15 protein-coding genes and 1 other annotated feature are annotated in these 21,865 nt (G+C 44.8%); of the genes, 4 read left to right on the top strand and 11 right to left on the bottom strand.

Annotated elements, in window-relative coordinates; translation table 11 throughout:
- Positions 1 to 187, top strand: a 187-nt coding sequence (locus BLR76_RS11770; RefSeq protein WP_245683036.1) for a ribbon-helix-helix domain-containing protein, incomplete at its 5' end; no start/stop codon positions are given.
- Between the two features lie 313 nt (positions 188 to 500).
- Here BLR76_RS11770 and BLR76_RS04770 read toward each other — a convergent pair.
- The 6 genes from BLR76_RS04770 to BLR76_RS04750 form a co-directional block, all read right to left on the bottom strand.
- On the bottom strand, positions 501 to 1,220 hold the full coding sequence (locus tag BLR76_RS04770; RefSeq protein WP_091266128.1) for a pseudouridine synthase: 720 nt from the start codon (positions 1,218 to 1,220) through the stop codon (positions 501 to 503).
- Between the two features lie 49 nt (positions 1,221 to 1,269).
- Positions 1,270 to 2,931: a putative polysaccharide biosynthesis protein gene (locus BLR76_RS04765; RefSeq protein ID WP_091266125.1), complete on the bottom strand. Its 1,662-nt coding sequence runs from the start codon at positions 2,929 to 2,931 to the stop codon at positions 1,270 to 1,272.
- Between the two features lie 200 nt (positions 2,932 to 3,131).
- A complete protein-coding gene (locus tag BLR76_RS04760) occupies positions 3,132 to 4,892 on the bottom strand; it encodes an ABC transporter ATP-binding protein (RefSeq protein ID WP_091266122.1) in 1,761 nt (586 codons plus the stop codon).
- Positions 4,893 to 4,960: 68 nt separating this feature from the next.
- The gene (leuS, locus tag BLR76_RS04755; RefSeq protein WP_091266120.1) at positions 4,961 to 7,378 is read right to left on the bottom strand and encodes a leucine--tRNA ligase; all 2,418 of its coding nucleotides are present in this window, start codon (positions 7,376 to 7,378) and stop codon (positions 4,961 to 4,963) included.
- A gap of 55 nt (positions 7,379 to 7,433) precedes the next feature.
- Positions 7,434 to 7,644 (bottom strand) — a binding site (T-box leader).
- Positions 7,645 to 7,700: 56 nt separating this feature from the next.
- The gene (locus BLR76_RS12345) at positions 7,701 to 7,823 is read right to left on the bottom strand and encodes a hypothetical protein (protein ID WP_281241335.1); all 123 of its coding nucleotides are present in this window, start codon (positions 7,821 to 7,823) and stop codon (positions 7,701 to 7,703) included.
- A 94-nt stretch (positions 7,824 to 7,917) separates the two neighbouring features.
- Positions 7,918 to 11,586, bottom strand: coding sequence for a LysM peptidoglycan-binding domain-containing protein (locus BLR76_RS04750; RefSeq protein WP_091266119.1), 3,669 nt, complete (start codon positions 11,584 to 11,586; stop codon positions 7,918 to 7,920).
- Between the two features lie 122 nt (positions 11,587 to 11,708).
- Between BLR76_RS04750 and mnmM the strand changes: the two genes are divergently transcribed.
- The gene (gene mnmM, locus BLR76_RS04745) at positions 11,709 to 12,359 is read left to right on the top strand and encodes a tRNA 5-(aminomethyl)-2-thiouridylate-methyltransferase MnmM (protein WP_342706582.1); all 651 of its coding nucleotides are present in this window, start codon (positions 11,709 to 11,711) and stop codon (positions 12,357 to 12,359) included.
- Positions 12,360 to 12,419: 60 nt separating this feature from the next.
- Here the strand turns inward: mnmM and BLR76_RS04740 are convergent, their stop codons facing one another.
- The 5 genes from BLR76_RS04740 to BLR76_RS04720 all read right to left on the bottom strand — a co-directional run bounded on the left by BLR76_RS04740 (position 12,420) and on the right by BLR76_RS04720 (position 19,897).
- Positions 12,420 to 13,376 carry an ABC transporter permease gene (locus tag BLR76_RS04740; protein WP_091266116.1) on the bottom strand — a complete coding sequence of 319 codons (957 nt, stop codon included), beginning with the start codon at positions 13,374 to 13,376 and terminating at the stop codon, positions 12,420 to 12,422.
- Positions 13,377 to 13,378: 2 nt separating this feature from the next.
- Positions 13,379 to 14,449, bottom strand: coding sequence for an ABC transporter permease (locus tag BLR76_RS04735; RefSeq protein ID WP_425425698.1), 1,071 nt, complete (start codon positions 14,447 to 14,449; stop codon positions 13,379 to 13,381).
- The gene (locus BLR76_RS04730; protein ID WP_091266113.1) at positions 14,436 to 16,019 is read right to left on the bottom strand and encodes an ABC transporter ATP-binding protein; all 1,584 of its coding nucleotides are present in this window, start codon (positions 16,017 to 16,019) and stop codon (positions 14,436 to 14,438) included. The genes BLR76_RS04735 and BLR76_RS04730 overlap by 14 nt, the downstream gene beginning before the upstream one ends.
- 225 nt (positions 16,020 to 16,244) lie before the next feature.
- Positions 16,245 to 17,339: a BMP family lipoprotein gene (locus tag BLR76_RS04725; RefSeq protein WP_091266143.1), complete on the bottom strand. Its 1,095-nt coding sequence runs from the start codon at positions 17,337 to 17,339 to the stop codon at positions 16,245 to 16,247.
- A 197-nt stretch (positions 17,340 to 17,536) separates the two neighbouring features.
- On the bottom strand, positions 17,537 to 19,897 hold the full coding sequence (locus tag BLR76_RS04720) for a DNA translocase FtsK (RefSeq protein WP_091266110.1): 2,361 nt from the start codon (positions 19,895 to 19,897) through the stop codon (positions 17,537 to 17,539).
- Between the two features lie 271 nt (positions 19,898 to 20,168).
- Here BLR76_RS04720 and BLR76_RS04715 point away from each other — a divergent pair, with 271 nt between their 5' ends.
- Complete coding sequence (locus BLR76_RS04715) at positions 20,169 to 20,540, top strand: acylphosphatase (protein WP_091266108.1); 372 nt, start codon at positions 20,169 to 20,171, stop codon at positions 20,538 to 20,540.
- Between the two features lie 87 nt (positions 20,541 to 20,627).
- Complete coding sequence (gene yidC, locus BLR76_RS04710) at positions 20,628 to 21,614, top strand: membrane protein insertase YidC (protein WP_176759612.1); 987 nt, start codon at positions 20,628 to 20,630, stop codon at positions 21,612 to 21,614.
- The last annotated feature ends 251 nt before the right edge of the window (positions 21,615 to 21,865 follow it).

Raw genomic sequence — 21,865 nt, 5'->3', positions numbered from 1 at the left:
ACTTGATTATACCGTAAAAACAGCGTACAATCAAGTCGGAGGTGAACATATGTCTGACAAAGAACGCGTAGAAATACGCATGCCAAAAATCATTTTAGAAAAAGTAGACGCCTATCAAAAAGAAAATGGACTGCCGACAAGAACAGCAGCTATCCTCGAACTAATAAGAAAAGGTCTTGAAAAATAAATTCAAGCTATCGCTTGACCGACATTCATCTCCCACTTTCACTAGTGCTTCGCACCCATACGTTTAGAAGTGGGAGACTTCTTTCGAAATTACGTTAAACTTAGATATAGTCATCTTTACCATTGAATTAGCTACACCCTCCTACACTTCGATATGCTCACATAATAAAGGCATCTGAGTATGCCAAACTTTAGACAATTTAAGTAATCCAACAGATTGATTTCCTTCGATCGGACAATAATACATAAAAAGATGCCCTTAAATCCAAGTTTCCAGCATTAGTTGGACGGACTCAAGGGCACCTCTTTTATATTTACGCTTTCTTCAATAAGTCGATTTCTTCTGACGTCAGTTCTCTGTAAGCACCAAGTTCAAGTGTGTCATCGAGTTTGATTGGCCCCATTTCAAGGCGTTTCAGGTAGGTCACTTCTTTCCCGACTGCCTGTATCATGCGCTTGACCTGGTGGAACTTACCTTCTCGAATAACCAGTTCAATGACTGACGTTCCAGCTTCCTCATCTGTTGACAGAATTTCCAGATCGGCAGGAAGTGTCTCATAATCGTCATCCAGAGTTACACCTTCTTTAAACTGAACGATATCCTCCTCAGTGACTATGCCGTCTATTTCTGCATAATACCGCTTGTCTACATGATGCTTCGGTGAAAGCAGTCGATGCGTCAGCTTGCCGTCGTTTGTCAGTATCAGCAGCCCTTCTGTGTCGATGTCCAGACGACCGACCGGATGAGGCTCCTGCAGACTGTCCTGCATCTCCAGAAGATCAAGCACGGTTTCATGCATCAGGTCTTCAGTCGCACTGATAACGCCTTGAGGCTTGTTCATCATAAAGTAGACAAACTCCTGATAATCCAGTTTTTCTCCACCGACCGTTACTTTGTCCGTATCAGGATCGACATGAGTCTTCGGGTCCGTCACGGTTTTTTCATTGACCTCGACTATTTTGGTTTTTAACAGTTTCTTTACTTCTTTTCGTGTGCCTAAGCCACTGTGGGCCAGCAGTTTATCAAGTCTCATATGCTCTCCTTTCGTTATTTCATAAACTCTTGAGTGTGCAAAGAGTATTCTATTTCATTCTAAATTTAGCTCGTGCACGTTCAGCTTTAGCACCGATCAGTCGGTCAGCTAGTCTCGTTTTCAGCACAAGATAACCATAAATAAGGATCCCGACTACTGCTATTATTGTCAGCGCAATAAACGAGTGCATTTTTATTTCATAATTCAGGAAGAATCCTAGTCCCCATTTTACAATAAGTGTTCCAACTCCCATAGCACCAGATAAAATCAGGATCAAAAGGGAACGTCTGAACAGTCTGCTTGCGGAATAGTGTGTGTGTTCATGCATGATACGCATCATCAGCCAGCAGCTTATCCCAAAACCGGCGATAGATGAAAGCAGCATGCCGTATGGACCGAGCCATGATACGAAAAGAACCTGGGTGACGATTTTTACTACCAGTCCGATCATCAAAGCTTTGATAGCCGGACGAGTCAGGTTGGCAGCCTGAAGCATATTCCCCAGCACCGCATATAGTGCAACAAATATACTCATCACAGCTGACACTTGTGTGATGCCAGTTCCGAGAGCATTGTTGCCGTAGAAAATGGTGTACAACGGTTCAGCGACGACAACCATACCAATTGCTGCAGGGAACATGGCAAACAGCAGAAGCTGGATTCCTTTTGAAAATTGTCTGCGCACTTCATTCATATTGTTTTTCGCAATCAGATCACTGATAAGAGGAACTGAAGCGATCGACATGGCCGTACCGAAAGAAGTGAGTACCATGATCAGTTTATGTGCATTGGCCTGAGTGATTCCGTAAGTCTGTTCGATCATGCTTTCGCTCATATTTGAAAAGGCAGACATGAGCGGGCCGTATGTGACCTGGTCGACGATTTGAAAGACGATGATTCCAGTCGCAATGATGATGAATGGAATCGACGTTTTAATAATATTTATGATCAGCTCGTTCGGTGAGACTGATACCTCGCCTTTGCTTTCTTTAGGCTCATAGTTGAAGGCTGTGTTCATGCGTTTGAGCACAAATCCTAGATAACCTAGTGAAAAAATTGCTCCCACAAACGCTGCAAAGGTAGAGAATGCAACGGCTGTCACCACTTCACCGGAATTGACCTCTCTGATGACATACACAGTTGACAGGAGGAAAATGATTCGCGTCAGCTGTTCTAGTATTTGAGACACTGCAGACGGCTTCATCGTATTATGTCCTTGTATAAATCCGCGTGTGACACTCTGAGCAGGAATGATGAGTAAAGCCGGAGTCAGTGAGCGCATGACCAGAACGGCTTCAGATGCGCTGGCTGATGGGCTGGCTTCAGCAAGCAGCGGTGCGATTACAAACATGACCAGAGCTGAAACGACTCCAGTGATGGCCATGATTTTGAGACCCTGTTTATATATGGCCTTTGAAACCTCATACTCCCCTAAAGCATTGTAGTAACTCACCTGTTTGGATATGGCACTCGGTACGCCAGCCGTCGCCAGGGCAAGAAAGAACCCATAAGGCGTATAACCCATCTGGTACAATGCATTGGCTGCATCTCCCGGACCCTGTCCACCCATCCAGGCATACCATGGAATGATATACAAGGCACCCAATATACGGGAAATCATGCTTCCGGCAGTCATCCAGGCAGTTCCGCTTATCATTCTTTCGTCATGAGACATTTCTTTAGTTAATCCTTTTGTTGCTTCAGAACTCATTCTAGAACCCTCTTTTCACTCGATACCAGCTGGCTGTCACTCCTGTGTGCGCTGGATTCATTTTAACTATCGCTTTTCATAGAAAAAAGGAGCGAAGTGCTCCTTTCTAACAGACTCTATTTTACTGCTTTAAGTGTTTCCGCGCAATCTTTTGAGCGAAAGAATAATCTTTTTCATCTGATTTTCGTCAAACTGTCACATCATTCATCTGCCAGCTGCTGATGAGCAAAGGATCTATAAAGTGGATGCGTCTTAATCAGTTCCTCGTGCCTGCCTATACCAGTCAAACGCCCCTGTTCTATGAACAGAATCTTGTCTGCGTCTACTATCGTACTCAAGCGGTGGGCAATGACGAAAGTGGTCCGACCTACCATCAGATTCTTCAATGCACTAGATACTTTTTCCTCAGACTGACTGTCCAGGCTGGCTGTAGCCTCATCCATCATCAGGATATTAGGATCCCTTAAAAAGGCACGGGCAATATTGATCCGCTGTCTCTGTCCGCCTGACAATTTCAGACCTCGTTCGCCAACCGGTTCATCAAGCTTGCCCGGAAACTCCTCCACAAATTCTTTAGTATAAGCCATTTCAAGTACTTCCCATAAGCGCTCGTCGGATATGCTGTCGGCATTCGGCAGCCCGTAACAGACATTGGAACGGATGGTTCCAGACATCATCGCATTTTCCTGAGAAACGTAACCGATCTGACTGCGCCATGAACTGAGCGAGATTGTCTCTATAAACTCCTCTCCTGCTAGAATCTCTCCACTGTCTGGTGTGTAGAACCGCTCCAGGAGTGCAAACAGTGTTGATTTTCCTCCACCACTTGGACCAGCAAACGCAACCTTTTCTCCCGGAAGTGCTTCAAAGGAAATGGACTTGAGCACTTCTTTCTCAGGTTCATAGGAAAAGCTGACCTGATCAAAAATAATAGGCAGGTCGGCAATGGATCTGTCTTCTCCCTGTTCTTCAGCTTCCTCTTTTTCTTCTAAAATAGATGAGATGCGATCTGTTGCACCGGCAGCTTTCTGCATCTGCATGAAGAAGTTCATGAAGGTGATAATCGGAAAAATGATTTGGAACAGATAAAGCAGAAATGCTACCAGCTGACCCGTAGTCATCTGTCCTCTGGCTACGCGTACACCTCCGTAACCGATGACGAACACCATGACCCCCATCATAAGCGTATAGATAAGCGGACCGATGATGGCCATGTATTTACCTTCTTTTAATCCGATGGTGTAAAGTTTTTCAATGTCCTTCTTACCTTTTGACTGTTCATAGCTTTCAGCTGTTGAGGATTTCATCAGTCTGATTTCAGCGATCGTTTGCTGGATCTTTCCGGAAAACGAGGCCGTCTCATCCTGCATCTCTGTGGATACTTTAGCTATTTTCTTGCCTAGAGGCCGCGTCAGCATCAGTGCAAGTGGAACTGCCGTCAACATGACCAAAGTCATCTGCCAGTCCATGAGTACCAAGATAATAAAAATACCAAACAGTGACAAAATCCCGTTGATGAACTGCGGGAAAAAGGACGAGATCAGATTCTGGACGATCGTTGTATCATTCGTGATCCGACTGACCACTTCTCCTGATGCATACTGATCAAAATAGGAAACGGGTAGCTTGATCACTTTATTCCATAAAAAAGAACGCAGACTGGCCACTACCCGTTGACCGATCTTGTGCAGCACATAATTTGAAAACCCATTGAAAATAACCTGAAAAATGAAGATACCTACAATCAGAGCAGCCAGCCACGGTCCAAACTGGTCGAATTCGATGCCATCTATGAACTGCTGAGTGGCGAGTGGAATCATCAGTTGTGTAAAGGTCGTCAGCAGGCTGCCTGCGAGTCCGATTGCAATGAGCCCTTTTGAGATGTTCGTTGACCAGATCAGTTGAGTAAATTTTTTCAGGTCATTTTTTGTTGGAGTTTTCAGGTCGGATGATTTTTGCATAAGCTTTCCTCACTTTATTTTACAGAGAAAAAGGGAAGGACCCTCCCTTCCCTCTTATCCCTTGACTATTAATTAGCTACGATGTTGACTAGTTTCCCTGGGACAACTATAACCTTTCGTACGGTCTGTCCTTCCAGCATCTCCTGGATTCTGCTGTCTGCAAGCGCCAGTTCTTCAAGCGCGTCTTTCGTTATCGATTTCGACACTTGTGCTTTTGAACGAACCTTTCCGTTGATCTGGAAAACGACCGTTACTTCATCCGTAACCAGTTTAGTTTCATCATATGACGGCCACTCTTCATAGGAAATACTTTCCGATGCTCCGGTCACTTTCGCCCAAAGTTCTTCCGAGACGTGAGGTGCGATCGGTGCCAGCATCTTGATGAATCCTTTGACATAGTCAAGCGGCAGACCTTCTGCTTTATATGCGGCATTGATGAAAACCATCAACTGGGAAATTCCTGTATTGAACTGCAGATTCTCATAATCTTCCGTCACTTTCTTCACAGTCTGATGGAAGACAACCTCTAGAGATTTGTCGTCATAAGTGGTGATGCGGTCTCTGACTTTTCCATCTTCATCGATGAATAGGCGCCAGACACGGTCCAGGAACTTACGTGCGCCTTCCAGTCCGTCTTCACTCCAGGCGATCGCTGCATCCAGAGGTCCCATGAACATTTCATATAGACGCAATGTATCTGCACCGTATTCTTCCACTACGACGTCAGGATTGACAACATTCCCTTTTGACTTGGACATTTTCTCATTGTTTTCTCCCAGGATCATTCCCTGGTTGTAAAGTTTCTGGAATGGCTCTTTTGTCGGAACCAGACCTAAATCATAAAGGAATTTGTGCCAGAAGCGAGCATAAAGCAGGTGAAGTACTGCGTGTTCCGCTCCACCGATATAAAGATCGACAGGCAGCCACTGTTTCAGTTTTTCAGGATCTGCCAGCTGGTCCGGGTTCTTTGGATCGATGAAACGAAGGAAATACCACGAGCTTCCTGCCCACTGCGGCATCGTGTTCGTATCTCTTTTCCCTTTCATACCTGTTTTTTCGTCTACTACATTGACCCAATCTTCAATGACGGCCAACGGTGATTCACCCGTACCGGATGGTCTGATTTCATCCGTTTTAGGCAAAGTTACCGGAAGCTCTTCTTCAGGCACTGTGGTTGTCGTGCCATCTTCCCAGTGAATGACAGGAATCGGTTCACCCCAGTAACGCTGGCGGGCGAACAGCCAGTCTCTCAGACGATAAGTTGTCTTAGATTCACCGATATTGTTATCTTCCAAGTAAGTGATGATGGTCTCTGTTGCCTCTTCCTGATTCAGGCCGTTCAGAATACCAGAGTTGATATGCTCACCGTCACCCGTATAGGCTTCCTTGTCTGTATCTCCGCCTTTAATGACTGGACGAATCGTCAGATCGTATTTCTTAGCAAATTCATAATCACGTTCATCATGAGCAGGAACAGCCATGATTGCCCCAGTACCGTATGAAGCCAGGACATAGTCAGCGATCCAGATCGGCATCTCCTCGTTGGTTACAGGGTTGACTGCATAAGCTCCTGTAAAGACACCCGTTTTATTTTTATTCAGATCCGTACGCTCAAGGTCAGATTTCTTGTTTGCCTCAGTGCGGTAAGCATCGACTGCTTCTTTCTGTTCAGCTGAGGTGATCTTGTCGACCAGATCTGATTCCGGTGCAAGTACAGCATAGGTCGCTCCGTAAATCGTATCCGGACGAGTTGTGAAGACAGTGAACGATTCAGCAGAATCTTTGATGCCGAATGTAATTTCAGCTCCTTCAGACTTGCCGATCCAGTTACGCTGCATGTCCTTGATGTGTTCTGGCCAGTCCACTTCTTCCAGATCGTCCAGCAGACGATCTGCGTATGCCGTAATCTTAAGCATCCACTGCTTCATCGGTTTACGGTAGACTGGATGTCCTCCACGTTCGGATTTTCCGTCAATGACTTCCTCATTTGCCAGAACGGTACCAAGTGCCGGGCACCAGTTGACAGGGACTTCCGCTTCATAAGCCAAGTCTTTTTCATAAAGCTTCGTAAAAATCCATTGCGTCCATTTATAGTAGTCAGGATCTGTCGTGTTGATTTCACGGTCCCAGTCATAACTGAAACCAAGCGACTTGATCTGACGCTTGAAAGTCTGAATGTTCTGTTCAGTAAACTCTGCCGGATCATTTCCGGTATCCAGTGCATACTGCTCAGCCGGAAGACCGAAGGCATCCCATCCCATCGGATGAAGCACATTGAAGCCTTGCGCACGCTTCATTCGTGAAATAATATCTGTTGCCGTGTACCCTTCTGGATGCCCGACATGAAGCCCCTGACCTGATGGGTAAGGAAACATATCAAGTGCATAAAAGTTATCCTTGTTCTTATCTTCAGTGGTTCTGAACGTCTGGTTCTTTTCCCAGCTATCCTGCCACTTCTGTTCGATCGTCTGATGGTTGAATGACATACAATTCTCTCCTTTAAATTAAAAAATGCCCTATGAATAACAGACGAGCTGTTACTCATAGGGCGTTAATGATCGCGGTACCACCTATGTTTACTGTTTTACATGAAGTAAAACAGCCTCCAGTCCTTAACGCGGAAAACGGCAGCGGGTACTTGATTCCCCGAGGCAACTTGTCAGGCGAGTTCAGCTGTCTTTCTGTGTATTTTCACCACCCATACACTCTCTGGAAGAAAGAGACACTTACTACTCCTTTGCATTGTTTTTCTTATCTTTTCACTTATTCTACCAAAGGCTCAGGGAATGCGCAATCTTATTTTAATTTTTACATTTCCTTAGCTACGAATTCTACATCCGTTCCAACAACGACCTGCATCGTGTTCCGTCCTGTTTTTCTCAGTCCTGGTACGTTTGCCTGCTTGGTTCTTCTAATTCGTCTAATGGTCATTATGTTTCTCTTCCTATTCTTTACTCATAACTGATAATCAAGGCACAAAAAACCATTTCACAGGCTGCAATGTCTCCTGTAAAATGGTTTTTTGTTATTTAACTGTGAGCAATTTCTGGTTAACGAAAATCAAATCTGTACTTAGATTGTTCATTTCTTTCAGTTCCCGTACAGTCAGCTTATACTCTCTTGCAATATGAGACAATGTTTCTCCAGCAGAAACAATATGGACTGACTGAGTCGGCTGAGGAGCCGTCTCGCTTGTCTGCTCACTGCGCACAACTAATGTCTGACCAACGAAAATAATGTCACTCGTTAGGTTGTTCCACTCTCTCAGCTGACTGATCGTCACGTTCTGAGCTCTCGCTATAGCTGAAAGGGTGTCACCTGACTTGATCACATAGAAGCGGTCATTAGGTCTAGACTGATTATTTGCTGGCGCCGGTGTCGGAGCTGTCGGCGTGCTGACAGAAGTTGAGCCTCCTGTACGCAAGGTCTGGCCGACAAAGATGCGGTCCGCATTAGTCAGATTGTTCAGCTCACGTAACTGAGTCACTGTGGTCTGGAACTCTCGGGCAATGTGTGAGAGTGTATCTCCAGCTTTTACCGTGTACGTGACTCCCTGATTCTGATTTCCAGCAGGCGAGGTTGGCGCAGGTGCACTTGGTGCAGTAGAATCAGTTGAGCCTTTAATCGTCAGTTTCTGACCGACAGATAGGCGGTCTGCGTTTTCAATCGCATTCCATTCTCTTAACTGAGCAACGGTCGTCTTGAACTGACGGGCAATGCCACTTAAGGTATCTCCCGATTTTACCGTATAAATTGCGCTGACTGTCTTATCATTATCCTGAACAGATGCAGCAGGCGTCTGAGTCACAGATTGTGACTGCTGTGTGCCACTTACCTTGAGGACCTGACCAACTGACAGACGGTTAGTATCAGTCAGACTGTTAAGCTGGCTCAGAGCACTCACCGTAGTGCCGTGTGTGCGGGCAATCTGACTTAACGTATCTCCTGCCTTGACGACATAGTCACTTACAGCAGGTGATGGACTGGTCTGGTTCTCTGGACGAGTGTTCTGATCCTGAGCAGTCCCGTTGACAGTCAGTCGCTGGCCGACAAAAATACGGTCACTGGACAGCTTGTTATCAGACATCAGGCGTGAGACAGTCGTCTGGTGATCTCTTGCGATTCTACTCAATGTATCACCGCTTACGACTGTATAAGTAGTCGCGGCAGTCGGTTTCTCAGGCTGCTGAGGTGCGGGCACAGTCGGTGTATCATCAGATGGAACCAGCAGCTGCTGACCTATTCTGATCAGATCACTGTTCAGCTTATTCAACGTTCTTAGCTGAGCGACAGTTGTCTTGTACGTTCTGGCTATTCCTGATAGTGTATCTCCAGATTGGACCGTATATGATGTAGTACCTTTTTCGGGAACCGCAGCATCCGGACTCGGTGAAGGTACAGTGCTTTCTCCCTGTCCAGATGTTCCTGGTACAAGCAGAACCTGACCGACATAAATGGTATCTGACTGGAGCTTGTTTGTAGATTTCAAAGCAGCGACAGTTGTATTATGTGTACGGGCCAGTTGAGACAGCGTGTCTCCTCTTTGGACCGTAACAGACTTGCTCTGAGTATCAGGCTGGCTGACCGGCGGAGTCACTGGTACAGTTTCTGCTGCTTTACCCGGTATCGTCAAAGGCTGATTGATGAAAATCAGATCTCCACTTAAATTATTTGCTTCTCTGATCGCCTGAACTGTCGTACTGAATTCTCGGGCAATCTTGGTTAAGGTATCTCCCCTTACAACCGTATAGATTCCACTTCCAGTTTCCGGTCTGCTCGCATCAGGAGCTGATGTTTCACCCTGGTTAACGGAGTCTTCAGGCTTGGAGGTATCTGGTTTCGCTTCTTCTTTTGGCTGTTCTGGCGCAGGTTGCGCTGTTTCAAGTTTAGGCACGGTCAGTTTCTGATTCACGAAAATCAAGTCACTGCTCAGATTATTCGCTGTCTTCAGAGCCTGAACCGTCGTTTTAAAGTCACGTGCGATTTTACTTAACGTATCTCCTCTAACGACAGAATAAGTCGTGGTTTCCTTAAATTGATTTGAAGGATTAGACGGAGCCGGATTGGATGGTACAGGCGTAGGTCTGTTGCCTTCAGCGACTGGTACATCAAATCGTGTCAGATCATAAAGCTGGATCAGATTGTTCAACTTATTCGCATAAGTCGGATCCGTTGCATACCTTCCCTGCAGCCATGCCGTTGCATCACGATAGCTGTTTGTTCTTTCGACCCATGTGCCGGAATAGAACTCTGGATTCCAGCTCGTTCCGTTTCTTAGAAGACGTGCATTGTCCTGCAGTGATTCTTCATAACCCGGATACTTTTTGAAGTAATCGGTTATCGTGATCCATCCAGTATGTGCATAATATTCTCTCGTCTGCATGGCTACTGACTGACCGTTGTAGCTTCCTTTGATTCCAAATAGATTGTGGTTCGGCGGTGCAGACAGGCTGCTTCGTCCAAAGCCTGATTCAAGACTGGCCTGGGCTATCATGACAGACGCATACAATCCGTTTTTAGATGCAATCTCCTGAGCAAATCCAGCAATCTGATTGATAAATGCTGCAGGCGTGTTTGCCTGATGCAGGTTCCCAGGATTAGATGAATTTGACGGCTGACTGTTCTTCGCCTGGGTAACCCCTGCTTCATTGATGGCTAGAACTTGTCCCACAGACAGAAGGTTGATGTTAGTCAGATTATTAAGACCGGCGAGCTTAGCAGTTGTCGTATTATATGTCTGAGCAATACGGTTCAGCGTGTCGCCGGACTTGACGACATATACGATCGCTTTTTCAGGTGCAGGAGTGGCCTGCTTCGTTTCGGTTTTAGGTGCTGCTGCTTTTGGTTCCTCGACTTTAGGTGCAGGAGCTGTTTCTTTTGAATCAGTCTTCGGTGCTTCAGTTTTTGGTGTTTCGGTTTTAGAAGCCTCTGGTTCTGGTGTGTCAGTTACTGGAGTCTCTAATCCCGGATTTTCTACTTCCGCCTCTTCTGCTACAGTTTCAGCCGGAGACTCGGTATCCTGGTCCTGAACGCTACTTTCAGATAAATCCTCAGCAGCAAGTTTTCCACCTGCTTCTTCAGTAGTTTCAGCTGGTTCTTCATCCTGTTCAGTTGAATCATCTACAGCTGCAGAAGTCAGCAGTGCTGGCTCTTCTGCTGTGTCAGCCACCGAGTCATCGCTTTCTGGTACGGTTTCCGCAGCTAAAGAAACCGCTTCACTTATGACAGTCTCATTCTCATACACTGTCTCTTCACTATCCTGAATGTCATTCAGCTGCTTTTCGATCAGTGCATTGAAAATCGAGTCCAGCTGCTCAGTAGTCAAATGTTCTGAATTCAATTGTTCCAGAACACTTTCTCCTCCAGCCAGTTCAATCATTTTTGTCAGCTGGGCCTTTATGTAATCTGTTTCTTCGTCTGATACGGGTGTTGCTTCTGAAGAGTCATTATCTGACTCATCGTCCTGTTCTAAAGAAGATTGGGAAGATTCTTCATTTGAAAGCTCTAAAGCTGTATACTGTTCATATAGATTTTGAAGAAAAGCCTGATCCTTATCGATTTCCTGTGCTTCAACTGATTGTGTTAAGGAACCTAGGGCTACGACGCCTGCTAATATACTTGATGAAAATGCAACTGATTTTCTGATCCCCTTTATATTTTCAGGGGCAAGAGGCAGTGAGTTGTGTTTTGTCATTAAATTTCCTCCTCTTTTTGGAAAAAGTTATTGTCCCTATATTATACATTTAGTCGGACAGAAGAGAAATAATATCTATGACAATTTTTACTTTGTTATACTATTGTAATATACTGTAAAAGTTGCTTACATCAACGATCAGAAAAGAATTTTTGTATAGAGTGATCCTAGATCATTCGTTAGAATTTATACTTATGGAGGTTTGTTTCATGTTACAATCAGCGCTAAAATTCACTCACGCCTTACTCTACCAGTCGGTTGAAGATGGAGACATTGTCATTGATGCCACAGTTGGTAACGGCAACGATACACTTCTGCTGGCGGATATTGTCGGCCCTGAAGGCACGGTAATCGGGTTTGATATACAGAGGGATGCCATTTCCGCTACCCAAAATAGATTGAATGAGGCTGACCTAAATCAGCGTGTTCAATTGATAGAAGCCGGTCATGAACTAGTCGATTCATTTTCAATAAAAGATTCTTCGATTGCAGCAGCTGTCTACAATCTCGGTTATCTACCAAAAGGAGACAAATCGATCATCACTTCTCCTGATACAACGATTGAATCACTGAGTAAAGTGCTGCCGCTTTTAAAACCGGGTGGTCTTATCCTGATCATGGTCTACTACGGCCATGAGGGTGGTGCTGAAGAGAAAGAAGCGGTCCTGTCCTTTGCTCAATCCCTTCCGCAGAAGTCCTATGACGTGCTGCAGTATGCTTTCATCAATCAGAAAAACTCGCCGCCCTTCCTACTGGCAATTGAAAAGAAATAATAAAAGCCCGGAATCCTCAGTATGTAACCTGAAGATTCCGGGCTTCTGCCGTTTAACCGGTTATTTAGATTTAATATATGTTTTACCAATTGCTGCGGGTGCTTCTGCGCGTCCGATAACCCCAACAAGAACTAGGATTGTCAGAAGGTACGGAAGAACTTGCAGCCAGATATTAGAAATATCCTGAATAATTGGAATATGGTTTCCGATACGAGCCAGGCTTTGAGCAAAACCGAAGAATATAGCTGCTCCCATAGCTCCAAGTGGATTCCACTTACCGAAAATCATAGCTGCCATCGCGATAAATCCTTGACCGGCAACAGTCAAGATACCAAATTCATTATGAATCGCCTGTGCCTGAATTGCTCCACCCATTCCGCCTAAGAAACCGGAAATCAGTACGCCGGCATATTTCATAGTGTACACTTTGATCCCCAGTGTTTCAGCTGCGTGCGGGTGTTCACCTACAGAACGTAGACGAAGTCCGAAACGAGTCTTGAATAAGATGAACCATGCAATCACTGCAATGATGATTCCAAGATAGGCCGGTCCGGAAGTGTTACGGAAAAAGATCGGCCCGATAACTGGAATACGGTGCAACAGGAAGATGTTTGATCGACCGAATGCTCTTGGAAGCGGACCGGTCTGAGCTGCACCGAAAATGGCACGAGTCAGGAAGACCGCAAGTGCGGGAGCAGCCAGATTGATTACTGTACCTGAAACGATATGATCTGCTCTCAAGTTGATCGTCGCTACAGCATGAAGAATTGAGAATAGAAGACCAATGACCCCGCCGGCTAGAAGTCCGACCCAAGGAGTCATATTACCGAAAGTACCGAAAAATTGAATGTTAAAAATAGCTGACATGAAAGCACCCATAACCATGATGCCCTCAAGTCCGATGTTTACTACTCCACCACGCTCAGAGAAGGTCCCTCCAAGTGCTGTTAAAATCAAGGGAGCGGCAAACATTAAAGAACTGGATACAATAAGTTGCAGTAGCTGTATAATGTCCATGCCTATTCTCCTCCTTCTGTCGCTTGTTTATTTGACTGCAGTTTACCCATGATCAGACGGATCAGGTAGTTAGCCCCTACAAAGAATATAATCGCGGCAATAACGATACTTGCCATTTCATCCGGAACACCCGCACGGTTTGGCAGGAAACCAGCTCCGACATCCAGTACTCCGAAGAGAATGGATGAGAAGAAAATACCGACTGGATTACCCAGTCCCAGAAGTGCTACGGCTATTCCGTTGAAGCCGACGTGAGGAAGTCCACTTTGTGTAAAGATGTTTCCGAAAGTTCCCAGACCGTGAATAGCTCCACCTAGTCCAGCAAGTGCCCCACTGAGGACCATGGATAAAATAATGTTCTTAGCTGCGCTCATTCCGGCATAGCTTGATGCATGTGGATTCAGACCAACAGCTCTCACTTCAAATCCGGCAGTTGTCTGCGTCATGAATACCCAGTAAAGGGCAACGACTATGATAGCGATAAAGAATCCGACATTCAGACGAGATCCGGCTGTCAAGTTTGTCAGCCAGTCTATGCGCAGGCTTGCGCTTTCACCTACACGTTCAGTTGTATTTCCTGTAGAAAGAACATTTCTGATCAGATAGTTCGTTACGTGGAGGGCTGTGTAGTTAAGCATGATTGTCACGACAACTTCACTTGTTCCAAAATATGCACGTAAGGCTCCGGCGATACCTGCCCAGATAGCTCCGGCAACGATTCCTACTAAAAGACTTAAGGTCACCAGGACAATTCTAGGAAGATCCGGTAAGGTCAATGCCACCCAGATTGCACTTACCCAACCGACAAGCAGCTGTCCTGCAACCCCTATGTTGAAGAATCCGGCTTGAAACGCAATCGCAAACCCAAGCCCAGTAAAGGTCAGAATGGTAGCCTGTCTCAACGCCTCTCCGAAGAAATATGGATTTGTAAATACGCCCTCAAGCATAGCCTGATAAGCAGTTAGTGGATTATATCCGAATAAAAGCATCAATAATGCCCCAAAAACAAATCCCAGAATGATGGACAGGATCGGAACCATTAAGTTATTCAACCGATTATTATTTTGTGTCAGCAACGGTCTCCTTCTCCTTTCCATTTGACTCAGCCACTTGTTCATGTGCCTTCTCTAGTGAGACACCTGCCATCAAGAGACCCAGTTCTTTTTCATTAGTTTCATCTGCATTGACAACGGCGATGACATTTCCATCATACATAACAGCGATACGGTCAGAAACATTCATGACCTCGTCCAGTTCATAGCTCATGAGCAGAACCCCTTTACCGTTATCACGCTGTTCGATCAGACGTTTGTGAATATACTCGATCGCTCCTACGTCGAGTCCACGAGTCGGCTGTGCTGCAATTAGCAGCGCAGGATCACGGGAAATTTCACGTGCGATGATAGCTTTCTGCTGGTTCCCTCCTGAAAGAGAAGCAGCTGAATGCTCTTCACTTGGCGTACGTACGTCAAATTCTTCGATCAGACGCTTGGCATGTTCTTTGATTTCTTTATGATTAAGGAATCCATGCTTGCTGAATGGTTTCTGATAATAGGTCTGAAGGGCCATATTCTCTTCCAGCTTCATTGGAAGAACCAATCCATAACGTTGTCTGTCTTCCGGAATGTGTCCCAGTCCAGTCTCAGTGATCTTACGTGGTTTCTTGTTTGTGATATCCTTGCCGTCCAGTTTGATTGTTCCGGACTCGACCTTAGTCAGTCCAGTAATCGCCTGTATAAGCTCGGACTGTCCATTTCCGTCAACTCCTGCAATCCCAAGCACTTCACCTGCCCTGACTTCAAGATCGATGGCTTTAACTGCATCATACCCACGAGCTTCTTTGACCGTCAGATTCTTAATTTCAAGTACAGGTCCTTTCGGTGAAGCAGGCTTTTTATCAACTTTAAAAGATACTGAACGTCCAACCATCATATCCGCCAGTTCCTGCTGTGATGTCGTAGCTACGTCTACTGTATCTATACTCTTTCCTCGTCTAATAACTGTACAACGATCAGCTACCTGCTTAATTTCATCAAGTTTGTGGGTAATGAGTATGATCGACTTACCTTCTTTGACCAGAGAATCCATGATTTCCATGAGTTCGTCGATCTCCTGAGGTGTCAGCACTCCGGTCGGTTCATCGAAAATAAGTATATCAGCACCACGATACAAAGTTTTCAGAATCTCAGCACGCTGCTGCATACCTACTGAAATGTCAGATATGCGTGCTCTAGGATCCACACGAAGTCCGTAGCGATCAGAAAGTTCCTGTACTTCCTTTTCTGCAGAATCCTGATCCATAAATCCAAACCTGTGTTTTTCTTTACCCAGCATAATATTTTCAGTAACCGTAAACTTATCTACAAGCATAAAGTGCTGATGCACCATTCCAATACCCAGCTGATTCGCTATATCCGGTGAGGAGATGTTCACTTTATTACCCTTCACCCAAATTTCACCTTCTGTCGGTTCCAGTAACCCAGACAATATATTCATCAATGTAGATTTTCCGGCACCATTTTCTCCGAGCAGAGCGTGGATTTCCCCCTTATTCAGGTCCAGATGTATATTGTCATTCGCTCTGAAATTTCCAAACTCTTTTGTAATGCCTTTCATTTCTATGACTTTATTAGTCTGTGACATAACCGATCCCTCCTTTGCTTCCATTTATTTAATCTTAACAGTTATTTATTTTACCTTAAATTCAGCCTGTCGTAAATTGCACAGCCATAAGCAAATAGTAATAATTCTCTTAACATTCTTCTTCCATCCGAATAGGAAAATGAAGATAAAAAGCGCCAGCCTGTTGACTAGCGCTTTACCTATTCACTTGTGCCTATTCAAGTTCGTTTAAAAATCGTTTATCTGTTATTCAGAATAAGAGAATTCAGTTACTTCGATTTCTCCATCAAGGATAGCCTGACGTGCCTCTTCAACAGCAGCCCATGCCTCATCTGACATGTTTCCGCGTGTCACGTCAACAGCTTCTTCTTCTAAACCGTAATCAATATTTTCTCCACCTGGGAATCCTTCTTCAATTGTCTGGTTGGCAGACATTTCGATTGCAGAACCTACACCTTTAAGTGTTGATGTCAGAGTGAAGTTTCCACCATCCCAGTTACCTTCTTCTTCCTGGTCACGGTCTACACCGATTACCCAGATTTCAGAATCAGGATCTGATTCAAGACGGTTACGTGCTTCTGTGAATACACCGTTACCAACTGCTCCTGCAGCGTGGTAGATAACATCTGCTCCATTTGCATACATACCAGCAGCGATCTGTTGTCCTACACCAGCGTCTGAGAATGATTCAGCGTATTGTACATCTACTTCGATGCTCTCATCTACGTAAGCAACTCCTTCAGTAAATCCTGTTTCGAAACGGTCGATAACTGGAGAAGCGATTCCTCCGATGAATCCGACGCGTCCTGTTTCAGTTGTCTGAGCAGCTGCCACTCCTGCAAGGAATGCCGCTTCATGGTCACGGAAAGTTAGAGACACAACGTTGTCACGATCAGAAATCTCATCGACAATTCCGAAGTACTGGTCAGGGTTCTGATCAGCTACATCGTTGACAGCGTCAAGAAGCATAAACCCGATTCCGTAAATTATATCGTAACCATCAGCATTAGCCTGATTCAAGTTAGGAACAAAATCAGAGGAGTCATTTGACTGGTAGTAAGCAATGTGATCATCGCTTAATCCAAGATTGTCAGCCCATTGGTTCATACCTTCCCAAGCGGACTGGTTGAATGAACGGTCGTCAACTCCACCTTCATCAGTAATCATAGCGATTCGGAAGTCGATATCTTCTGTATCTTCTCCGTTATCCGCAGTTTCTTCACCAGTATCTTCAGTATCATCCTGAATCGTGTCAGTTGTGTCTCCAGCATCCTGACCCTGGCAGGCAGCCAGTACGAAAGCAGATGTACCTAAAGCCAGCAATGTTCTTAATTTAAGCATTGTCACAATTGTTTCCCCCTAAAAATTTTTTACACCTTAGAAAAGAGCACCTGCTTCTCATTTGAATTTAATAGGCACGTCAAATGATTCCGCTAACACTCTCTCCTTTCAAGGTTATAGTAACACTCCCGTAACAAAAAGGAAAGTTAGAATTTGATGTCTAATATAATTAAAATGCTTTCATATTGAGGTTTCATTTAACTTATCTGGTCAGCAGTTTCTGAAGGTGTTTCGGCGGGTTCGCCTGATACCAGTACTTCTCTAGGTTTTGATCCTTCAGATGGACCGACGATTCCATTCATTTCCATTTCATCCACCATACGTGCAGCTCTGTTATATCCAATTCTAAACCTTCGCTGAAGCAGTGATATGCTTGCAGTTTGCATTTCTATTACAAGCGATACAGCTTCGTCATATAAATCATCTTCAGAGTCAGCCGTATTTTTTTGAGGCTCATCCTTTGGAATCATTTCTTCTACATAATTCGCTTCCTGCTGGTCCTTGACGAAGCTTACAACAGCTTCGACTTCCTCATCGGATATGAAGGCTCCCTGTACCCTGTTCGCCTTATTGGCGCCCATTGGCTGAAAGAGCATGTCTCCACGTCCCAGAAGTTTCTCAGCTCCGTTGCTGTCAAGAATCGTCCGGGAATCCGTGCCACTTGATACGGCGAAAGCGATCCGTGACGGAACATTTGCCTTGATTATACCGGTTATAACGTCCACACTCGGACGCTGAGTCGCCAGGATCATGTGGATTCCTGCAGCTCGTGCCATCTGTGCCAACCTGATAATTGAATCCTCAACTTCATTGGAAGCCACCATCATCAAGTCTGCCAGCTCATCTACGATCACGACGATAAAAGGCAGCGGCAGCAGTCCTTCGTTATTCTCTTCGTTCTTACGTTTGACAAAAGCATTGTAGCCTTCCATGTTTCTTGACCCGCTTGCGGCAAATAATTCGTATCGTCTTTCCATTTCCTGAACGACTTTCTGAAGGGCAACTGCAGCTTTTTTGGGATTCGTCACTACCGGTGTCAGAAGATGCGGAATGCCATTATAGACATTCAATTCAACCATTTTCGGGTCGATCATCATCAGTTTAAGTTCATTTGGTTTAGCTTTAAGCAGGAGACTCGTAATTACTCCGTTGATTGCAACCGACTTACCTGATCCCGTTGCCCCAGCTACCAGAAGGTGTGGCATTTTAGCCAGATCGGCCATAGCAACATTTCCTGCTATATCCCTACCTAATGGGACTTCAAGGAGTTTATCCTTATTCTTGACCTGTCCTTCTATAATGTCTCTGAACGATACGGTACTGACTTCAGAGTTCGGAACTTCAATACCAATCACCGCTTTTCCTGGAATCGGCGCCTCCATTCGTATGTCCTTCGCAGCAAGTGCCAGCGCAAGGTCGTCTGACAGCCCAACAATTTTGCTTACTTTCACACCCGTTGCAGGCTGTATCTCATATTTCGTTACTGCCGGACCAAGGTTGGCTTTAGTAACTTTAGCTTTCACCCCGAAACTTTCAAAGGTCTCTTCCAGCTTCTTGACGTTTTTCTGAATGATCGTGTATTCGTCAGACTGATCGATTGCTTCGATCTGATTCAGTAAGGTAGCCGGAGGAAGTTTGTAAGCTTCATTTTCCTCTTCTCCAATTTCAAACTCCACCGGGCCGTCGTCTTGTCCATCTTCTGGTTCTGAAGGAGGTTGAGAATCTGTATTTTTACTTTGGAGTTTCTCCTGTATCTCCTGATAGCCTTCAATTTCAAGGGTAGTCTGTTCATGTTCTGATGCAGCTGATTCGTTGACTGGAGTAGTTTCCTCAACATGATCTGTCAAATCATGCTGTTCCTTAATTTCTTCCTTCTTCTGTCTGGACTTCTTAGGTTTTCTGGCAGTTTTCGGTTTCTTCCTGCGTTTTTTTCGGCTATCACTTACATGAGAAACGGCTGATCCTACACTATTCTTCAATCCGTTGAACAATGCTCTCAAGCCTTTTCTAATTCGTTCAAAAAGATTTCTGTATGATAACTGGAAGAATGTCATGATCCCCACAAAAACTAGAGCAACGATCATGATATAAGTACCCGCCATTGCAAATAAGAAATGGCTGGCTCCAAAGAATACTGCGCCGATCATTCCGCCTCCGACTGATCCACCTATACTGTTGCTGGTGAACTGAGGCCAGATCGCCTGCCAGGTAGCTGTTACACTGTTCGTAGAATCAGTAATGACAGGCAGAACCCATCTCGAGTGATTAAAAACAAGCCAGGCTACGTAGAGCAGTGCTGCTCCTCTTGTCCGTGGACCTTTGAAACTTGGCCATTCGCCTTTCAGCAGCAGATACAGTCCGGTAGCCAGTAAAATTATGGCCATAAAGGCATAGGTTTCTCCTACAAATAATCTGAACACATTAGTGATAAATCGTCCGACAAATCCAAAAGACCCAAGCGCCAGCAGGCTAGTGAAAAATAGAATAAATCCAGTAAGTTCAGGTGCCACCTTGTGCGTCTTTTTCTTTGGTCTGCCTCGTTTTTTCGTTCGTGCCATTCCCGTTCTCCTTTCTTTCATATCTGTGTCATTATAGCATGAATCATCCGGCTAAGGTAGGAGTCTCAGGGGATCACTCTTTAAGATCATTATACTTGTCACGTTTAAGATTTATGACTGCATTGCTGACGGCTAATCATTGATTTTTTTCTGTCTTAACAAGTAAACTATAGTTAGGGTAGGTAATCCAACTTGAATCGCACATTTTCTGTTAGCTGAGTCATTACATTAACTGATCTGTAATTCATGACTATTATAAGGAGGAAGCACTATGGGGTCACTATTTAAAGAATTTTTCAATAAAGGAAAAGGGAATAAGTCCGGCGGAGAAATAATCTATACAAACGATCCTCTGGAAGGAACAGACACACAGAAATTGAGAGCAGAGATTTCCGGTCGTGTACAAGGAGTCGGCTTCCGTTTCACCACCAAGCAGGCTGCAGATGAACTTGGCATTACTGGTATCGTTCGTAATGAATCTGACGGGACCGTTTATGTAGAGGCGCAGGGCAGCGCAGAACAGCTGTCCCGATTTGTTGAAGCTCTAAGGAAAGGACCAAGTCCTTCGGCAAATGTGGATAAAGTTGTAGTCACCTATGACGAAAATGTTGAAGAAAAAACTAATTTTTCCCAAGCTAATTGAATTCTTGCTTCCTTTATTGTATAGTGTTCAATAGCGTGTCAGACATCAAGACCACGTGACTAACTTACTTTAAAGGATTGAACTGATTTGAAAAACAGAACAAAAAGATGGCTGTTATCCGGTGGGATGCTGTCGATCGTCTTATTCCTTTCGGGATGTATGAGAGTCGATCAGGCTGGAAACCCGACTGGTGGCTTTTCTCAATTTTTATATGATTATCTGGTGCTGCCGACTCAGTCGTTCATCGAAATTCTTGCAGATTTATTCGGTGGAAACTACGGCTTGTCAATTATTGCAATAACCATTATCGTTCGTATCATTATACTTCCACTCTCAATTAAGCAGCAACGTACGTCTATGGAACAGCAGACAAAAATGGCCGTTGTCAAACCTGTAACAGATGAGATTCAAGCTGAAATGAAAGAAACAGATGATGCTCAGAAAAAACAGGAACTGCAACAGGAACTGATGGAAGTTTATCGTGAGAACAATGTCAATATGCTCGGCGGCTTGTCCGGGTGTCTTCCACTTCTGATTCAGATGCCTGTATTTACAGCAATGTTCGAGGCTATCCGCATGTCAGAATCGATCCAGAACGCGACTTGGTTAGGTATTGAGCTTGGACAGCGCAGTATCATTCTTGCTTTACTGACCGGAGCTGTCTACTATGTACAAACTCGAATCATGCAGGCTGGTATGCCTGAAGAGCAGCGCAAACAGTCCAGCTCAATGATGCTGATGAACCCGATCATGATCCTGATGTTTTCTATTACCGGACCAGCTGGTTTAACACTATACTGGTTCGCTGGTGGATTTGTGGCAATCGGACAGTCCTTGCTGACCAATCTTTACTACAAACCAAAACTGGAAAAAGAAATGAAAGAAAAGCACGGCGACAAACAGGTCGTTGAACGTAAAAAGCCTTCCCGCAGAAAAATTCAGGCTGAAGAAGTCACGACAAAACAAAGGAAGCAAGTTTTACCTGCACCGTCTGCTAAGGACAAACGACGTAATCAGAGTCCTTTTGAATCGAAAGGCCGTCGTAACTCAGGCAAGCAGCAGAGAAAAAATTAATGTTTTTAAAATGATATAGAAGAGAGCCTCGGCTCTCTTCTTTTCTTTTGTCATAGAGATGAAAAGCCCGGCGTGTGTCGGGCTTCCTTTTATTATTCAAGGAATTCTATTCCATTAGGGCAGTATCGAAGTCTTTGGTCCAACTCGAGGACACGGTCGCAACTCGGTTGGCTGCTCCCAACTTCTTTCGTCCAACTCGGTGACACTATCACAACTCAGTTGGATGCTCCCGACACCTTTCGTCCAACTCG

This window comes from Alkalibacterium thalassium (assembly GCF_900101165.1).
Classification (GTDB): Bacteria; Bacillota; Bacilli; order Lactobacillales; family Carnobacteriaceae_A; genus Alkalibacterium; species Alkalibacterium indicireducens.
Note: the sequence above shows the minus strand (reverse complement) of the source record. Positions and strands in the feature narration are given on the sequence as shown.